The sequence below is a fragment of the Pannus brasiliensis CCIBt3594 genome (genome assembly GCF_036688125.1).
Lineage (GTDB): Bacteria > Cyanobacteriota > Cyanobacteriia > Cyanobacteriales > Microcystaceae > Pannus > Pannus brasiliensis.
The window spans coordinates 1-17,337 of sequence record NZ_JBAFSM010000079.1 but is presented as its reverse complement, the minus strand read 5'-3'; the positions used below and the strand labels follow the sequence as shown (position 1 = coordinate 17,337).

Sequence of the window (17,337 nt, the reverse complement as noted above, 5' to 3'; positions counted from 1 at the left end):
TGACTCCTGACTCCTGACTCCTGACTCCTGACTCCTGACTCCTGACTCCTGACTTACTTCACTTTGAACTGACGGACGCTTTCTTGAAGGTTCAGGGCGACTTCTAGGAGTTGTTTGAAGGAGTCGGATACCTGGGAGGCTTCCAGGGAGGTTTTATCGGAAATGGCGGCGACCTGTTCCATCGTTTGGGTCACGACCCGCGAGGTTTGGGACTGTTCGACGGCGGCCCGGGCGATCGCCTCGACCAACTCGTTAATCTGGATACTGACGGCGGTAATCTGGTTGAGGCTTTTCCGGGTTTCATCTACCAGTTTCGTCCCCAGTACCACCTGTTCCGTCCCGGCTTCCATCGCGGCGACCACCTCGTTGGTTTCCGCCTGAATACTCGCCACCAGCGCCTCGATCTCCGCCGTAGCGGACGCGGACTGACGGGCGAGCGATCGCACCTCTTCCGCGACCACCGCGAACCCCCGTCCCTCCTCTCCCGCGTGGGCGGCCTCGATCGAGGCGTTCAGCGCTAGAAGGTTGGTCTGGTCGGCGAAACTGCCGATCAGGTTGACGACCTTGGAAATTTTCTGCGAAGATTCCCCCAGACGTTTGACTTTTTTGGCGGTTTCCGCTACCGTCTCGCGGATGGCCAGGATACCGTCTACGGTGCGGTTCATCGCGTCCTCCCCGGCTTCTACGGTCTTGGTGGCTTGTTCGACGGCGGATTCGGCCTGTTCGGCGTTGGCGGCGACCGCCTCGATCGATTCGGTCATCGCTTGAATCCGGGCCAGCGCCTCGGAAATATCGCGGGCTTGTAGGGTCGCGTCCTGACTGAGCGCGCGCACGGAGGATTCATTCACGTTGGTGGTTCGCGCCAGTTGTATCGTGGCGTTCTGTACCTGGGTAACGATCCGGCGGAGGCTCTCGATCGTGGCGTTGTAGGAGTCGGCGATCGTGCCGATCTCGTCCTCGGTAACACTAGCCCGGATGGTCAGATCGCCGCGACTGACGGGATCTACTTCCATGAGCAGTTCGAGAGCGCGGGTTTGAATCTGTTCGCGGGCGAGGCGTTGTTCTTCTTCGGCGTTGCGTTGTTGTTCGATCAGGTCGGTTCTCTCCAGCGCCAGCCCGGTCTGGGTGGCGATCTGGGCCATGAAATCGATCTCCCCGGTCTGCCAGACGCGGGGGGCGGAACATTGATGGACGATCAACAAGCCCAAGAGTTCCCCCCGGTTGAGAATCGGGGCGACGATATTCGCCTTAACCTTAAACGGTTCCAATTGGCGCAGGTGACATTCGGTTAAGCCCGCCTCGTAGATGTCGCTCGTGGCGTGTACCCGTCCCTGACGGTATTTTTCCACGTAGCGATCGGCGAAACAGGGATCGGCGATCGTCGCGCCGATGGCGGCGGGGAAGTGTTCATCTACGGATTCGGCGATAATCGTTCCCGACCAATCGGGAAAGAAGCGGTACACGATCGCCCGATCGCTGTTGAGGGCCTCGCGGAGTTCTCGGACGGCGACATCGAGAACGTTCTCGGAATCGAGGGCGGCGGCGATTTTCAGGGTGATATCCTTGAGGAGTCCGGCGCGGCGCGCGTCTTCGCGTCGGGCGATCTGGACTCTCGCGCGTTCGATCCCGCCGCTCAAACGCTCGGCGACGTTGCGAAGGAAACTCGCCTCGGTTTCCGTCCAGCTATAGGGGCCGTCACAACGGTGCGCGATCAGTAAACCGTAGAGACCGCCATCCGGGAGAACGGGAACCACGAGACTCGATCGAACGGCGAGGCGCGGGATCGATTGTAGGGGATCGGCGGAAACCCTAGCGGACGGGGAAAGATCTTCTAAAACGCGGGTTTGTCCGGCGCGGTAGGCTTCGAGTAGTTCTTTCGGCAGGGGAGAGAGCGCGAGTTTTTCCCGCGCGGCGCTCGGATAGGGGGACTCCACGGACTCGCTCTCGACCTGTCCGTTCCCCTCGCCGGTGAGTCGGTAAAAAACGAGCCGGTTCGCGCCGATGAGGGGTCGGGTTCCTTCGAGGGCCTTGCTAAATAGGGGAGCGATCGCCTCTTCCTCGTTGGCGTTCGGGTTATCGATCGCTAGGGCGCTCAGTTCCGCTAACAGGTTGGCCTGTCGCACCGATCGGGTTTGCTCGTTGACGAGGGTTTGTAATCGCGCGGCCAGCGTGTTGATATTGCTTCCCAGAATGGCGAACTCGTCTTCCCCCCGGACTTCTACCCGTGTATCCCAATCTCCAGAACCGATCTGATGTACCGCTTTTTCCATCGAGCGGAGCGGCCGGGTAGCTCGATCGGCGAGGAACCAAGCGGCCGCGCCGGCTCCCCCGGCCAGGAGCAGACCTAACAGGGGAATCCCGGCTAATTGTCCGCGAGCGTCGGTCGCCCGTTCTACGGCGCTCGGGTTTCCCGCCTGTCGCTGTAGAGCGTTGAGGGAGATCGTGTAGGCGCTGGCGGTAATGATCGTGATGGGGATCAATCCCATCAGAAAACCGGATAATGCCGCTTTCTGGCGTAAATCTCGCCTATCCCAGCAAAAATCCCGAATTTGCTCCCAGAGCGATCGCTCTTGACTCGGTTCGGGAGCGATCGCCGTTCCGGGGTATCTCTGGATCTCCGATGGGGATGGGGTCACTTCCGCGTCGATCGGGAGCGGTAGAGGGGGCAGATCGCCCTCGGAAGGATCGGGGGTAGGCTTGGGAGAAGTCTGGGTCATTGAATCCACCTCATCGAAATCAGTTGGCGAGTCTTCCCCGTCGGATCGAGCCTTTCGGACAACGACAGCGGATCGCGGGAATGTTGGGGTTACACAGTTATAGAGTTCCCCGCGCCGGCGGGAAAGTAACATTTTCCGCTCGCGGGCCGATCGGGAAACCGGACGATCGGCGGACGAGACGGAGAGCGGTCGTTAGAGACTCGAAGATCGACGGGAAAAGTGCCGGGTAACAGTCCGTTCTTTAAAAAAATTGATAATTTTTTATCTTTCGCTATGAATTCAGGAGTCAGGAGTCAGGAGGCAGGAGGCAGGAGTCAGGAGACAGGAGACAGGAGTCAGGAGGCAGGAGGCAGGAGGCAGGAGGCGGGAGGCAGAATAAAACGACAATATATATTCTTGCCTTACCTCCCCACCTCCCCATCTCCCCGTCTCCCGACACCCATCCCCTCACGAGCGAGCGACGGTGACGCGATTTCCCCCGTTCGATCGAGATCGATCGAGGGCTTCTTCGGCGGCGCGTTTAAGGGAATCGGGGCTATCGTGAAAGTTGACGAGACAGATGGCGATACCGATACTGACGGTGACGGGACCGCGATCGCCGTCTTCCGCGGGGAAGGAGAGTGCCGCGTCGGATAGCCGGGTTTGGATTTTTTCGGCGACGGCATAAGCTCCCGCCCGATCGATGTTCGGGAGTAGGATGGCGAAACTCGCGTTTTCGTACAGGGCGACGTAATCGGTGGTTCTGCGGGCGCTTTCCGCGAGGATCTCGCCCACCCCCTGCAAGATCGCCTCGGTTTCGTTGGATTCGGAAACGCTCTCGAACCGATCGATCTCGCATAGCAGGAGGGACAGATAGGCGGAGGCCCGGGCTAACCGTACCCATTCCCGCTCTAGGGAAAGCTCGAAACCGAGACGGCTACCCCTGCCGGTCAGTTCATCGACGAGGGAGAAGGCGACCAGACGTTTATTTTCCCGTTCCAGTCGCGAGATATAGTTCTCGATCGTGAAGGTGTAATTTCCTAGGGAAAGTTGTTGTTGGAAATAGCTTCGGTAGAGTTCGTTACCTGGAACCACCCCGGTCGCCTCCCGTTTGACCAAGCCCAGACTTTCCAGTTTATAAACGGCCAGCGCCTCGATCTCGATCGGCTCGGGGGAATCGAGCGTTTTCTTCCAGGCGGCGGCTAGTTCGGGATGTTTCCGGAGGATGAGGGATAGCTCGCGCAGGTGATCGCTGTAGATGCCTTTGGGGGTGGCGGCTTCGGCGAGGAAGGCGGCCCAGTCAATTTTTCCCCAGCGTAGATGGTAGAGAGCTAATTGGGTGTAGTAGGGATGTCCACCGATCAGTTTGGTTAAGGTGAGGGCTTTTTCTCGCCCGGCCCGATCCGACCAGTTGATGCCGTACCTTCGGGCTAACTCACGGGTTTGTTCCGGGGTGAATCCGGGGAGGGTAAGGGTGAGGCCGATATTGAAAGGAGAGCGATCGAGTCCTAGGGGAATACAAAGATCGGTGGAATGCACGACGATCAAGCGCAATTTCTGCCAGATCGGTTTGATTTTGGAATTCTCGTGCCAGGAACGTAATAGGGGAAAGAACTCCCGCGCTAGATCCGGTTTGTCGAATAGTTGATGGACCTCTTCGAGCGCGAGAACGAGGGGGCGATCGTCCCGATCGAGTAAGTGATTTTGCACGTACAGGCTACAGTTAACCTTACTCCCCGCTTCCTCTTGCCAGTAGTCTTCCAGGTCGAGATCTAGGTGTAATTGGCGGTTAATTTCCCGACAGAACCATTGAAGAAATCGCTCGATATCGCCGTACTGCGCCGGGTCGGGGTCGGTACAGTTGAGCGTCACCGTCCGGTAATTCTTTTCCCGGGCGGCGTGTAATACCCTCAGCAGGAGGGAGGTTTTGCCGGTGCGGGCCGGGGATCTGATCCGTAGGACTCCCCCCGGTTTCTCGATCTCCGCGCAGGCGAGATCCTCGATCGGCGGTCTTTCCAGGTATAGGGTGGAGGCTAGGTGGATCGGCCCGTAATAGGGGTCGGGAATCGAGGGCGCGTCGGGTTCGCGGTCGATCGACGCGGGAGCGCTCGGCTGGATTATTGTCGCCTGATAAGCCCGGATCAATCGCGTTTGATAGTCGGTTAACGGGCGATCGTGCAGGGCCGCGTAGAAATTATTTTTATTGATCGGGGTGCCGAAAATTCTCGTGAGAACCCGCCACAGCGGCCCCGCGATATTGCGGAGGTAGCTGTCCTCGTAGTGCAATTCCGGTGCCATCTCCAGATAGGTGTATCCTTCCCAGGATAAACGTAAGACCGATTCTTGTTTGTCGTCTAGTCTGGTCGCGGGATCGGCGTTGAGAAGAGCGATAATCTCGTGAATCGTCATCGACTCGTGAATAAAATATGTCTTTAGATAGAAGAAAACAATCCCCCGCTCTCAGTTTACGCGAATCCCCCGACGCGTAACGGAGAGGGGAAAAGAATGTTACTTCCCGATCGGATTCGAGTCCGAAAATTGATGACAGTCGGTGCCGAAAGATCTGACTTTATAGTATTGACAAAAACGGTAATTCGTGAATATTTAACTCGATATCGGCCAATGTATATCGAAAAAATCGATAGAAATCAATCGATAGGGGAAGGTTTTGGCGCCGGTAATCGGCGATCGAGAGTGAATCGCGATTCCGGCTGTATTTATCGCCGATCACCCCGTAAAGCGTTCGCGCTCGGTGAAAATACTCTAGCGATCGACCGGAATCTTCCTGTACCGCGCTAATTTCCTCTAAAATATTCGCCTCTCTCGGTCGATCGCCCGCCGAACGGTAGGGGGTTGGTGGATTACGCTTCGCCAATCCACCCTACGGGTTTATACGGGTTTGTACGGTTTCCGGGTGCTCGCTCTCTAAATATATTCGGATATGTCTTCTTGGCACTCGTCGGCTAGATAGGACAGGGAGCGGAACCGTAAACCGACTAACTGATCGTACAGGGGATTTAATTTACATAACGGCGGAATATGGACGATTTTATGCCCGAAAAGCACGATATCTCGCTCGAACGGACATTGTGGCGGGACCATCTTGCAGATAAAGCGGGCGAGACGGGGATCGTGAATTTCCAATCCGTCGAGCCAGTCTTTTAGGGGATGCAAGAGGTCGGGATGGGGCGGTTCGGGGCAGATCAGGGCGGATTTAGTCGTTTCTCCCGCCGTTTCCGCCGGTTTACAGAGGGTGTGTTCGAGCGCTTCTAACGCTTCCACGCGAATTCCCAGCGCCTCGCTGAAACGGTGCAGTAAATCGGCTTCCGCGGGAGAGTAAATCCCGTCGGCGATCGCCACGATGACGGCGGTTCGGAGGAAATTTTCGGCGGTTTTCGGGTCTTTTCCCAGACTTTCGGCTAGTTCTTCCGGTTCAATCGAGCGGTAGAGAACGTCACCATCTTCAAGATGTAACTCGTGGGCGAAACGGGCGATCGATTCCTGCTCCTCGGGGGTATAATCGCCATCGGACCAGGCGATCGAGAGAAGTCCCCGTAACCACGTCGCGATCGATCCGTTGCTATCGTGAGAGGCTGTTACCATAATTTCGGCGTGAGGCTGATGTCGATGATCCGATTGTATCGTCCGCTCGCCGGTACCCGAAGCGCGAAATTTCGATTACTTTGCCAAAACGGTGACGGGGGTTCCCACGCTAACTTTCTCGAATAATGTCTTGATATCCCGGTTCCGCATACGAACGCAACCGTGAGAGACGGCGCGACCGATCAGATGTTCGTCCGGGGTTCCGTGAAAGCCGATCGAGTTTTTCCCGTCCGTCCAGAAGCCGATCCAGCGAGCGCCGAGCGGATTTTTGCCCCCCGACGGCACGATCTGACCGGTCAGGGGATGTTCCCACGCGGGATCGCGCACCATCTGGATCACGCTAAACTGTCCGATGGGTGTTTCCCAACCCTTCCGACCGATCGCCACCCGATAGGAAGCGATCGCTTTATCCCCCCGATAAACGTACAGCCGACGCTGTTTTAAGTTCAACACTAAACGGGTATCGATGACGACCGCGGCCGCGTTCGGGGGAGGGAGTGCCACACCCGCGCGCGGATTCCCGAAAAGTTCCGTCGTTAGCGCCAAAGACAGCAGGAAGACGGATAAAAGAGCTTTCATCTCTTGAAAACGATTTTCGCTGGAAAAAGATTTTTTATCCGTATTGTACTCGCTTTTTCTGGGAAGACAACCGTTCGATCGATTTCTCGTGAGAGGGAGAATAACCCGATCGCCCCGTTGCCGTTGGGGAAAACCGCGTTGACGATCATCACCACCGGATCGACCTCGAAGGACGCGAAAAACCTCCGCACCACCTTTTCATCGTCGGAAAAGCCGTTCAGGTCGTAAATTCCGGGCAGATCGACGAATTCGATCGTCTCGCCATCGATTTGAACGTTCGCTTGCAAGAGATCGACGGTAATTCCCGGCCGGTTGCCCATGAAGGCCGTCGCGCCCGTTATCCGGTGAAAAAACGTCGATTTCCCCGTATTGGGCATCCCGATCGGGCCGACCCGCTTGAGGGCGTTACTTTTTCCCGTTGTGCCGGCTCCCGCGTGACACGTCATCGCTGTTACCCGTTTCCTGTACCGCGAAAGAGCGCGAGCCTCGCACTCCTACGATAAATGCTGAATTTTGACCATTTTTGCCTTTCCCCGCCAGATCGCGACTTCCGTGGTCAAACCGACGCGAACGCGTAGGGGGCCGCCGAAACCCGCTTTCCGAAGTACCGAACCGGTTTATTAGAAATTATTCCCATCGCCTCCAGTCGGTTCGCGAGTCCTTGCCCGTAGCGGCTTTCTAGAATTTCCGGGACGATCGCCGTCTGTCCGGGGAGTAATTCCGATAGGGTCATCCTAGTCTTTATTACGAATCTTATTCAATTAACTCGGAACGGGACGGAAAAGACAAGCGATCGCGAATATTTGTTAAAATCAATCTTCGTAATTGATTTTTTTCAATTAATACACGTTCCGGTATTATAAAAAATAAATTAATTAATGATCGGGAAAAGATATTGTAATCGGTGGCGATCGGCCGCCTCCCGCGACCTCTCCAGCCGCGTGATACAATTTGCCCTACATCTAGTCCTTTCACCTCCTATCAGGATCGTTAACCCGTGCAGGTTTTTGTCTATCACACCCCGGAACTGACCCCCGTTCACACCCTGCCCGATTGCGCGGTGGTCATCGATGTTTTGAGAGCGACCACGACGATCGCCACCGCCCTCAGCGCGGGAGCCGAAGCGGTACAAGCCTTTAGCGACCTGAAAACTTTAATGCAGGTAAGCGATACCTGGCTTCCCGAAAAACGCCTGAGAGCGGGAGAGAGAGGGGGGGCGAAGGTGGAAGGATGCGATCTCGGCAATTCTCCCCTCGATTGTACTCCCGAACTCATGAGCGGTCGCCGTCTGTTTCTCAGCACCACCAACGGAACCCGCACCATTCAACGGGTGGAGGAATCCCCCACCGTTATCGCGGCCGCAATGATTAACCGTCAGTCCGCGGTGAAATTCTTGCTCGATAAACAGCCGGATACGGTTTGGATCGTCGGTTCGGGATGGGAAGGGGGATATTCTTTAGAGGATACCGCCTGCGCGGGTGCGATCGCCCACGCGTTACGGGAAGCGGATCGGGATATGGAGGTCGGTAACGATGAAGTGATCGCCTCGATCGCCCTCTACAGTCAGTGGAAAGATAATCTCTTGGGAATGTTCCACAGTTGCAGTCACGGTCAGCGCCTCCTCCGTCTCCACTGCGACGAGGATCTGAAATACTGCGCGGATATCGACTCTCTAGACGTATTACCGATTCAGAAAGAACCCGGATTGTTCGTGAAACTGTAGGATCGATCGATACTTTTAGTGGATAGAAACCCTCTCCCCCGTTAGAGGAGACGGGGCGATCGCCTTTCTAGGATAGGGAGGTATCGGCCGGAGGGTTTTTGGTATGGATAGAGTGAAAGATAAAGTCGCGCTGGTGACGGGGGGAGCCTTGGGAATCGGTCGGGCCACCTGTGAACTACTCGCGCGAGAGGGGGCCCGCGTCGCGATAACCGATGTTTTAGACCCCGAGGGCGAAAAACTGGCGCAGGAGATGGACGGGAAAGGATATCGGTCCGAATATTGGCATTTAGATGTTTCCAAAGAAGAAAACGTTCGCGAGGTTTTCGCCGAAACGCGTCGGAAGTGGGGAAAAATCGACATTCTCGTGAACAACGCGGGCATCGCCGGCGTGAATAAACCGACCCACGAAATCACCGAGGAAGAATGGAACGCGCTAATGGCGGTCAATGTGAACGGGGTTTTTCTGTGTACCAAATACGCCGTGATCTCGATGCTGGAAACCGGGGGCGGCAGTATTGTCAATCTGTCATCTATCTACGGGATTATCAGCGCGCCGGACATTCCCCCGTACCACGCCTCGAAGGGAGCGGTACGTTTAATGACCAAAACCGACGCGCTCCTGTACGCCCGCGATAATATTCGGGTGAATTCCGTCCATCCGGGCTTTATCTGGACACCGTTGGTCGAGAAGTTTCTCGCGGCGCGGGGTGACGTGGCCGAGGGACGGGAAAGCCTGAATAGCTTGCACCCGCTCGGTCATATCGGCGAACCGGAAGACATCGCTTACGGGATTCTCTACCTCGCGTCCGACGAGTCGAAATTCGTCACCGGCGCGGAGTTGGTCATCGACGGCGGCTATACGGCCCGGTAAGATAGACCTCCGGCCAAAATCTCTTGTTGGGACAGGAGACAGGAGTCAGGAGTCAGGAGTCAGGAGTCAGGAGGAGAAAGGAGAAGTAAAGAGTTTTTAAGAATATAAAGGCTGGATCTTTTTTCCAAATATTCTTAAAATCGTCAGTCTTGAGTGAAACTATCCTTTCAATTCACGGATATCTGATGACTCCTTTCATGGGATTTAGAATTTTTCGGATTTCGCGTTTTGGAAGGCGGGAGAGGCGAGAAATTCGCGCGTGTCGGCGATGATTTTTTCCCCCCAGAGATTTTTTTCGAGGGTTTCGACCTTGGCGAATTCGGGGTCGATTTTAAACGCGCTTCTGGCGAGTTCGATCGCTTCCCCCGTGTCGCCCTGACGCGAGAGGGTGACGGCTAGGGCGAGTTGATTTTCGGCGGATTTGGGGTCGATCGATAGGCTTTCTTCAAATTGGGTGCGGGCGGAATTTAGATCGCCCTGTTCGTAGCGAATTAAGCCGATGTTGGTGATGGCGACTAGATTCTTTCCGTTGAATTCGAGAGCTTTTTGATAGTCTCGCAGGGCTTCGGGATAGCGTTTCTGTATTTTGTAAATTTGTCCTCGAAAACTATAATAGTTCGCGTTATTCGGGGCGAGGGCGATCGCGCGATCGAAGTCCTGGAGAGCGAGATCCCATTTTTGAGTGTCATAGTGAACTAAACCTCGAATGTAGTAGGCGATAGCGTTATTTTGATTAATAGCGATCGCGCGATCGAGATCGGCGAGAGCTAAATCCCATTTTTTCTGGAGACGGTAGATCTCTCCCCGAAAGGAATAAGCGTTATCACCTTGACTATTGAGATCGATCGCCTTATTAAGATCGGCTAAAGCCAAGTCCCTTTTTCCCAATTGGAGATAAATTTTTCCACGCATGAAGTAGCTGTCCGCTTTTCCATCGATCTCGATAGATTTTGTGATACTCGCGAGAGCTAAATCCCAGTTTTGTTGTTGAAAATAAATACGACCACGCTGTAAATAAGCGGACGAGTAATTCGGATCGAGTTCGATCGATCGACTGTAATCGCTTAGGGCTAGATCCCATTTCTGCTGTTCCTGGTAAATTTCCCCGCGACCGTAATACAGAACCGCATCGCTACTATTAAGCTCGATCGCCTTGTTATAATCGGCGAGAGCGAGATCGAGTTGATTTCGAGTCCGGTAAAAATTTCCCCGAAGTCGATACATCGACTCTACATAAGGATTTAATTGAATGGCTTGATTGTAATCGGCGACAGCGAGATCCCATTTTTTCTGTACCTCGTATAAAACCCCCCGTAGAAGATAGGCGAGTTCGGGATTCGGAGCGGTTTCGATCGCCTTATTATAATCGGCGAGCGCGAGATCCCACTTTTGTTGTTGAAGGTATACACTTCCTCGACGAGTATAACCATCAAAACCACCGAATTCGATCGCCCTACTATAATCGGCAATAGCGAGATTCCACTTTTGTTGTTGATTGTAAAAATTTCCCCGCGCCTCGTAACTCGGGGCGGAATTCGGATCGAGTTCGATCGCTTTATTATAATCCGCTAGGGCTAAGTCCCATTCGCGCCGCCCCTCGTATAATCCCCCGCGACTACCATAACCGAGGGCGAAACTCGGATCGAGTTCGATCGCCCGGTTAAAATCGGCTAGGGCTAAGTCCCATTTTTTTAAGGCAACGTAAGCCGAACCGCGCAGTATATAAGCGAAAGATTGATCGGAATAACTGTCGATCGCTCTCGCAAGATCGGCGATCGCTAACTCGTTTTTCCCTTGCAAATAATAAAAAATACCTCGTGGAATATAAAAGAGAGGATTGTCGGGATCGATGCTAACCGCTCGGTTATAATCCGCTAGAGCTAAGTCCCATTTCTTCCACGCCATGTAAAACATTCCCCGCTTCGCGTAGGCTCCAGAAAAATTAGAATCGATCTCGATCGCCCGGTTATAATCGGCTAGAGCTAAATCCCACTCTTTTCGCTCTTTGTACACATCGGCGCGGTTCATATACGCCCTAGCGTTATTTGGATTCAAAGCGAGTGCTTTATTATAATCGGCTAACGCGAGATCCCATTTTTTCCAAGCGCCGTATAAACTCCCGCGATTGCTGTACCAACTGGAGCGAGGAGCGATCTCGATCGCCCGGTTAATCGCTTTCAAGGCTCGATCGTATTGTCTTACGTCCTGTTGTATAACGAATTGTCGTATAACCGTTACCATCAATATATTATTGTAGTAATTCGGATTCCGGGGAAAGATTTTTATGGCTTGTTCATGGCTCTCGATCGCTTTTTCGTATTGACTGAAACTTAACCCCCAATATAGTGAACCCCGATCGTTTAGGATTTCCGCGTGAAATTCCGAACCTCGCTCGCGAGCGGGTAGGGTGGCGAGCGCTTTCTCGATCGCCTCGCTCGCTTCCCGATATTTATACTTGCTCCGGTAAACCAGCGCTTTACCGTACCAAGCTAGATAGGTGTATTCGGGATCGTTTAACTGTATCGCCCGATCGAAGGCTTGTAAGGCCCGATCGTTCTTTTTCAACCGCCAGAGTTGATTCCCCCGCTCGATCCAGATATTCGCGGGCGCGTTGGTTTCCGGGACTTCTACATTGACGAGGGTTCGATCGATCTCCTCGCGTTGTTGTGCCGTTAACCGGGGTTGAACGGTAACGGGAGAAGATAACTTAACCCGAAATCTTTCCTGTAAACCGATAAAACTATTAATCGGAATCCCTAAACTAAACCCTAGCTGAATTTTTCCCTTTACCCCCTCGGATCGCCCGTGAATCCCGATTACCTGTCCGGCCGCGTTTAACACCGGGCCGCCGCTCATACCGCCGAAAGTAATACTGGTATAGACCATATCGTAACCGCCAGTAAGGGAACTCGCGCCCCGCGATGCCCCGCTTTGGGTGATCGTGAAATCACTCTGACGCGTGAAGATAATTCCTTCCTCCTGATTTTTGACCGCGCCGCCGCTAAAGAGCCATCCCGCTTGTTTATCGCCGATTTTGGGAAATCCCGCCACGAAAACGGGACTCTCTCGATCGGGGCTATAGTTCGCGATTTCCGCCACCGGATAATTCTCGCCACTCTGGAAGGTAAAAACCGCCAGATCGACCCCTTCCTGTCGGACGATCGTTTTTTTATCCAGGGGAATCGTTTTCCCGTCGGAGGTGGTGAGGGTGTAGGCGAAATCGGCACAGGTTTCCCCGTCGGCGATTTTCTCGCAGAGGACGTGATCCGCGGTCAGTACGGTATAGGTGTTCCCCTCGCGGGCGATAATCGCGCCGCTACCGTTGGCCTGGCTACTACTGTCGATCCGCACGGTAAAGCCTCTCGCTTTCTTTTCTAATTCGGCGATATAGCCGGTATAGGCGGGGTTAGCGATGCCGGGGTCGGTTTTCGGTAAGGGTAATCGGTACGCGGTGAGGATGTCCGGCTGGATGTAGGTTAATAGGGTATTGATGGGAATGCCCCAATTAACGGCTCTCATCTGTTCGATTTCGGCTTCTGTCGGTCGCGATCCGTCCTCGTAGGTGTAATTGGAGAGAATGGGATAGGCCGATCGCCCGTTAATGCCGATTAACTCGTCCTCGAAAAAGATCCCGCCGCCGCTCATTCCCTGCGCGACCTCGCCACTGTAGCCGATGCTATAGCCTTCCCGGAGGGGCCGATCGCTCAGCCGTTCGATTTTCCCGTCGTCGCGGGTGTATCGCCCCGTTTCCCCCGAATAACCGGCCGTCGTGATTTCTATCCCCGCGTCGAGGGGAATCGCGCTAATTTTGGCGATCGAGTAAGCGCGGGGATCGCGAAACTCCACTAGGGCGAGATCTTTGTCTCCGGAGAGAGAGTTCGGCAAAATTCGGGCCGATCGAGTCTGTCCGTCGTGGGTTTCTACCTGTAGGGTGGTCGCGCCGCGGATAACGTGGGCGTTGGTGAGAACGAGGTAATTATCGCCGTTTTTGCCGATAATCGTCCCCGATCCCCGATTTCGGTCGCTAGTGATCCGAACGGTGACTTGACGGATCGATCGCTCGATCTCCGCGTCCGGCGTGTCTCGGGTAACGATCGTCGGGGGGATCGAAGGGGCGATCGCTCTAACCGGTTCGACGGACAGAACCAGGAAACTCAGGAAGAGGGGAAACGGCTTAAACATGGTTTTTCTCGGGGATTTTCGGGAAAAGTCGGGAGAAAAGACGCGCCACGGGATGTGTCGATCGAGAACGAATCCTATCGGCCCCCGCGGCAGTTCATTTGCGGGCCGCCCGATATAGTACAGGGGGGAGCGTCGCGATCGGCGAGCGGGGCTTTGGCGAAAAATTCCGTCATCGAGACGTAGGTTTTATTCCCGGAACTCTGGAGGAGCATATCCGAGGTTTTTCCCTCTAGAATATCCATGAGTTGTTGTAAGACTAGATCGGGATTATCGTGGGGTTTGACGGTGAAAAGTTGACTATTTCCATCGCAGGGATCGCCGGTGCGGGCGACCGCGCAGACGATCGGGTATCCTTTCGCTTTGCCGGTGGTGAGGTAGTTGAAACGTCCTCCATCGAAGGCTGTCTGGAATTTGCGCGAAACTTCCTCGCAACGAGCCGGGGAGCTTTTGCGGAAATATTCGGATTTCCAGCCGATAATCCTCACGTTGCCGCCTCTACCGGGAACCCAAGCTAGGGTAGCGGGGATTTTGTTCCCCGACGCTCGATCGAACACTTGTTTGCAGAAAAAGGTCACCCGATCGGGCCGGGCCGATTGGCTGAAACCGGGGGCGACACTACCGAGGAGGACGGTGGCGAGGAGAGCGACAGAAGCGAGACGGAGGGAAAAAGATCGATCGTTCACGGGTTTGACTCCTGAATCAAAAATGTTCTGGACGGGTAAAAACGATTTCATTAGGGATGATTAGGGATTAATGGCCGCGCTCAGGGTATATTCGCCCGTTTCGCCATTTTCTTGGGACTTGGCAATCACGAGATAAACCCCGTCGGCGGGTAATTCGGTCACGAGTCGGGCGTTAAAATCGCCCGGGGCGCGATCGTCATTTTCGGCGACCGGTTCAAATTTCTTTCCCTCGGCGGTTTCAACGACGCGGAATAGCCCCAAAAAGGGGTTAATCTCGCGCGCGTTCATTTCGACGGTCACTTTCTGTCCGGCGCGGCCTTGAAAAACATAGAGATCGGCGGCTTTCTTTTTGTTTAAACTTCCCTGAAGGGTTTGACCGTCGAGAGGGAGCGCGAGGATCTCCGGCTCTCGATTCTCGTCCCGCCTGGTGGAAACGGAAGAAATATCACCATTTTTGACGGCGGCGAGGAAATCTTGCAGGCGATCGAGGGAAACGGCGAAGTTAATCCCGCTCTTAGTAAAGCCGATCTCGTTTCCCGCGCCGTCGTATACCAAACTCCCCCGATCGCCCGAGAAGTGAACCCCGACCACTTCCCCCTGCGAATTGAGGACAGGCCCGCCGGAATTACCGGGGTTGGTGTTGGCGTTATGTTGCACGGTGCCTTTTTCCGGGTCGAGACGGCTGATGATGCCTTGGGTCAGGGTGTTTTGGTAGTCCTCCTCTAGGGGGGTCCCGATCACGAAGATGCTCTCGCCCACTCGCGGGGAGTTCGGACGGGCTAGGGGAAGATAGGGCAGGTTCTGGCGGTTATAAATCCGGAGGACGGCTAGATCTACGCCATTTTTCGCGAATCCGATCACGTCCGCGGAGGCTTGTTGACCGTCGGAGAATTTTACCGTGACGACGCGGGGGCCGCCCTCGACAACGTGGGCGTTGGTGACGATCAGACCGTCGGGACTGACGAGAAAGCCGCTACCGTGTCCGTTGCCGTTTTTGATGGTGACGACGGCGGGACTGGCTTTTTGATAGAGTATTGAAGCGGTCTGATCCTGTGATAAAAAGGATCGGACAGTTTGAATCGGGAATCCGAGTGCTTGACAGCTTAGGCTGGTAGCGGCGAGCGGGACAACTAGGATGAGATGGATCGGTTTCATCTTCTGTGCGGGTTTGGGAATCGGGTTGGCGGTTGATGGTTTTATCGTTGTTTTTTTCCGATTATGCCGTCATTTTTCAATCTTGAGACCGGTTTTTAGGAAAAGTTTATACCCGGAGATCGATCGCTTCGGGACCGCTCCCCGCTCCTTCGGCTTTCTACGCGCCTAATTTCCGTAGGATTCGCGTAACCTCCTGATAGTCCTGGTTTTTTCCTTCCTGGCGGTACAGTTCGGCGGCTTGTCGGAAATCTTCGATCGCTTTTTCCGTATCTTTCTGACGGTAATAAAGAACCCCCCGATTGAGGTAAGCGTCGGTTAATCGGGGATCGATCCCGATCGCGCGGTTGTAATCGAACTGAGCGAGGATGAATTTCCCCCGCTCGGCGTAAAGATAGCCCCGATTGTTGTAAGCCAAGGCCAATCGGGGATCGATCTCGAGCGCGCGGTTGTAATCGGACAGGGCGAGGTCGGTTTGGTGTTGTTCGGCGTAAAGAAGCGCCCGATTGTTGTAAGCGGCGGCCAATCGGGGATCGATCTCGATCGCGCGGTTGTAATCGGACAGGGCGAGGTCGGATTTCCCCTGTTGGTTGTAAAGATAGCCCCGATTGTTGTAAGCCAAGGCTAATCGGGGATCGATCTCGATCGCGCGGTTGTAATCGGACAGGGCGAGGTCGGATTTCCCCTGTTGGTTGTAAAGATAGCCCCGCTCGTTGTAAGCCAGGGCGTAATTCGGATCGAGTTCGATCGCTCTGATGTATTCGGTGATGGCGAGATCCCGTTTTTCCTGTCGGACGTAACTAGATCCCCGATCGAAGTGGGCGCGCGCTTCGTTAGAAGAGACTCGGGCGATCGGGGTTTCGGTTCGCGGTTGGCTCTTCGGGGTCGGGATGGTGAAGAGGGTGACAAGGCCGAGTAGGCTAATGGTGATGAGGGCGGGGGTGGGGAGGGTAAAGGATTTCATGGGTAGTTCCTCGACGGGGGGATTTGAACTTCTACCCGGTTTATCGGTCACTTTTTTCGCGATGTGCAAGGTGGGGCGATCGATTTTCCGTCGGGATTCGATCGACCTTCGGTATGGGAATAGAAAGAGGGCGGGAGCGAAGCGCTACCGCAAGCGGATCGCTTGACTATCTAGACCGCGCCTAATTTCCGTAGGATTTGTAGTATCTCTTCATAAGCGCCCGTATTTCCTTGCTGACGGTACAGTTCGGCGGCTTTTCGTAAATCCTCGATCGCTTTTTCCGTTTCTCGCCGATCGTGATAAAGACTCCCCCGATTGACGTAAGCTATCGCGTATCGGGGATTAATCTCGATCGCTCGGGTATAATCGGCGAGGGCGAGGTCGGTTTTCTGCTGTTGGTAGTACAGAACTCCCCGATTGCGGTAAGCTGACGCGTATCGGGGATTAATCTCGATCGCTCGGGTATAATCGGCGAGGGCGAGGTCGGTTTGGTGTTGTTGGTCGTAAAGATACCCCCGATTGTAGTAAGCCATCGCCCATCGGGGGTTAATCTCGATCGCTTTATTGAAATCGGCGAGGGCGAGGTCGGTTTTCTGCTGTTGGTGGTAAAGATACCCCCGATTGTTGTAAGCCTCGACGTTTCGAGGGTCGATCTCGATCGCTTTATTGAAATCGGCGAGGGCGAGATCGGTTTTTTGCTGTTGCTTGTAAAGATGCCCCCGATTGTTGTAAGCCATCGCCAATCGGGGGTTCATGTCGATCGCTCGGTTGAAATCGGCGAGGGCGAGGTCGAGTTTCCGCTGTTCGGTGTAAACAAGCCCCCGATTGCTGTAAGCCTCGACGTTTCGAGGGTCGATCTCGATCGCTTTATTGAAATCGGCGAG

General features: G+C 54.6%; 15 protein-coding genes. 3 read left to right on the top strand and 12 right to left on the bottom strand.

Features of this window, described 5'->3' with window-relative positions; all coding sequences use genetic code 11:
* Positions 1 to 53: 53 nt before the first annotated feature.
* Positions 54 to 2,717 carry a methyl-accepting chemotaxis protein gene (locus tag V0288_RS23705; protein ID WP_332867666.1) on the bottom strand — a complete coding sequence of 888 codons (2,664 nt, stop codon included), beginning with the start codon at positions 2,715 to 2,717 and terminating at the stop codon, positions 54 to 56.
* Between the two features lie 23 nt (positions 2,718 to 2,740).
* On the opposite strand from V0288_RS23705, the gene V0288_RS23700 reads away from it, so the two are divergent.
* Complete coding sequence (locus V0288_RS23700; RefSeq protein ID WP_332867665.1) at positions 2,741 to 2,947, top strand: hypothetical protein; 207 nt, start codon at positions 2,741 to 2,743, stop codon at positions 2,945 to 2,947.
* Between the two features lie 217 nt (positions 2,948 to 3,164).
* On the opposite strand, the gene V0288_RS23695 is transcribed toward V0288_RS23700, so the two are convergent.
* From V0288_RS23695 to V0288_RS23670, 6 genes are all read right to left on the bottom strand, one after another.
* Positions 3,165 to 5,105, bottom strand: coding sequence for an AAA-like domain-containing protein (locus V0288_RS23695; protein ID WP_332867664.1), 1,941 nt, complete (start codon positions 5,103 to 5,105; stop codon positions 3,165 to 3,167).
* A 160-nt stretch (positions 5,106 to 5,265) separates the two neighbouring features.
* Positions 5,266 to 5,571 carry a hypothetical protein gene (locus V0288_RS23690; RefSeq protein WP_332867663.1) on the bottom strand — a complete coding sequence of 102 codons (306 nt, stop codon included), beginning with the start codon at positions 5,569 to 5,571 and terminating at the stop codon, positions 5,266 to 5,268.
* Between the two features lie 50 nt (positions 5,572 to 5,621).
* Positions 5,622 to 6,299, bottom strand: a complete 678-nt coding sequence (locus tag V0288_RS23685) for a Mo-dependent nitrogenase C-terminal domain-containing protein (protein ID WP_332867662.1) — start codon at positions 6,297 to 6,299, stop codon at positions 5,622 to 5,624.
* Positions 6,300 to 6,374: 75 nt separating this feature from the next.
* Positions 6,375 to 6,878 carry a L,D-transpeptidase gene (locus V0288_RS23680; protein WP_332867661.1) on the bottom strand — a complete coding sequence of 168 codons (504 nt, stop codon included), beginning with the start codon at positions 6,876 to 6,878 and terminating at the stop codon, positions 6,375 to 6,377.
* A complete protein-coding gene (locus V0288_RS23675; RefSeq protein WP_422662061.1) occupies positions 6,875 to 7,324 on the bottom strand; it encodes a FeoB small GTPase domain-containing protein in 450 nt (149 codons plus the stop codon). Before V0288_RS23675 ends, V0288_RS23680 begins: the two co-directional genes overlap by 4 nt.
* A 110-nt stretch (positions 7,325 to 7,434) precedes the next feature.
* On the bottom strand, positions 7,435 to 7,611 hold the full coding sequence (locus V0288_RS23670; protein ID WP_332867660.1) for a FeoA family protein: 177 nt from the start codon (positions 7,609 to 7,611) through the stop codon (positions 7,435 to 7,437).
* Between the two features lie 264 nt (positions 7,612 to 7,875).
* On the opposite strand from V0288_RS23670, the gene V0288_RS23665 reads away from it, so the two are divergent.
* Positions 7,876 to 8,601: a 2-phosphosulfolactate phosphatase family protein gene (locus V0288_RS23665; RefSeq protein ID WP_332867659.1), complete on the top strand. Its 726-nt coding sequence runs from the start codon at positions 7,876 to 7,878 to the stop codon at positions 8,599 to 8,601.
* A gap of 103 nt (positions 8,602 to 8,704) precedes the next feature.
* Positions 8,705 to 9,472 carry an SDR family NAD(P)-dependent oxidoreductase gene (locus tag V0288_RS23660; protein ID WP_332867658.1) on the top strand — a complete coding sequence of 256 codons (768 nt, stop codon included), beginning with the start codon at positions 8,705 to 8,707 and terminating at the stop codon, positions 9,470 to 9,472.
* A 204-nt stretch (positions 9,473 to 9,676) separates the two neighbouring features.
* On the opposite strand, the gene V0288_RS23655 is transcribed toward V0288_RS23660, so the two are convergent.
* From V0288_RS23655 to V0288_RS23635, 5 genes are all read right to left on the bottom strand, one after another.
* Positions 9,677 to 13,654: a tetratricopeptide repeat protein gene (locus V0288_RS23655; protein WP_332867657.1), complete on the bottom strand. Its 3,978-nt coding sequence runs from the start codon at positions 13,652 to 13,654 to the stop codon at positions 9,677 to 9,679.
* 74 nt (positions 13,655 to 13,728) lie between these two features.
* Entirely contained in the window at positions 13,729 to 14,388 is a 660-nt protein-coding gene (locus V0288_RS23650) for a COP23 domain-containing protein (protein ID WP_332867656.1), read from the bottom strand.
* Between the two features lie 9 nt (positions 14,389 to 14,397).
* Entirely contained in the window at positions 14,398 to 15,492 is a 1,095-nt protein-coding gene (locus tag V0288_RS23645) for a S1C family serine protease (RefSeq protein WP_332867655.1), read from the bottom strand.
* A 157-nt stretch (positions 15,493 to 15,649) separates the two neighbouring features.
* Positions 15,650 to 16,453 (bottom strand): tetratricopeptide repeat protein, encoded by an 804-nt coding sequence (locus V0288_RS23640; protein ID WP_332867654.1) that lies wholly within the window; start codon positions 16,451 to 16,453, stop codon positions 15,650 to 15,652.
* A gap of 170 nt (positions 16,454 to 16,623) precedes the next feature.
* Positions 16,624 to 17,337 (bottom strand): tetratricopeptide repeat protein (locus V0288_RS23635; RefSeq protein WP_332867653.1); only part of this gene is annotated, 714 nt, incomplete at its 5' end.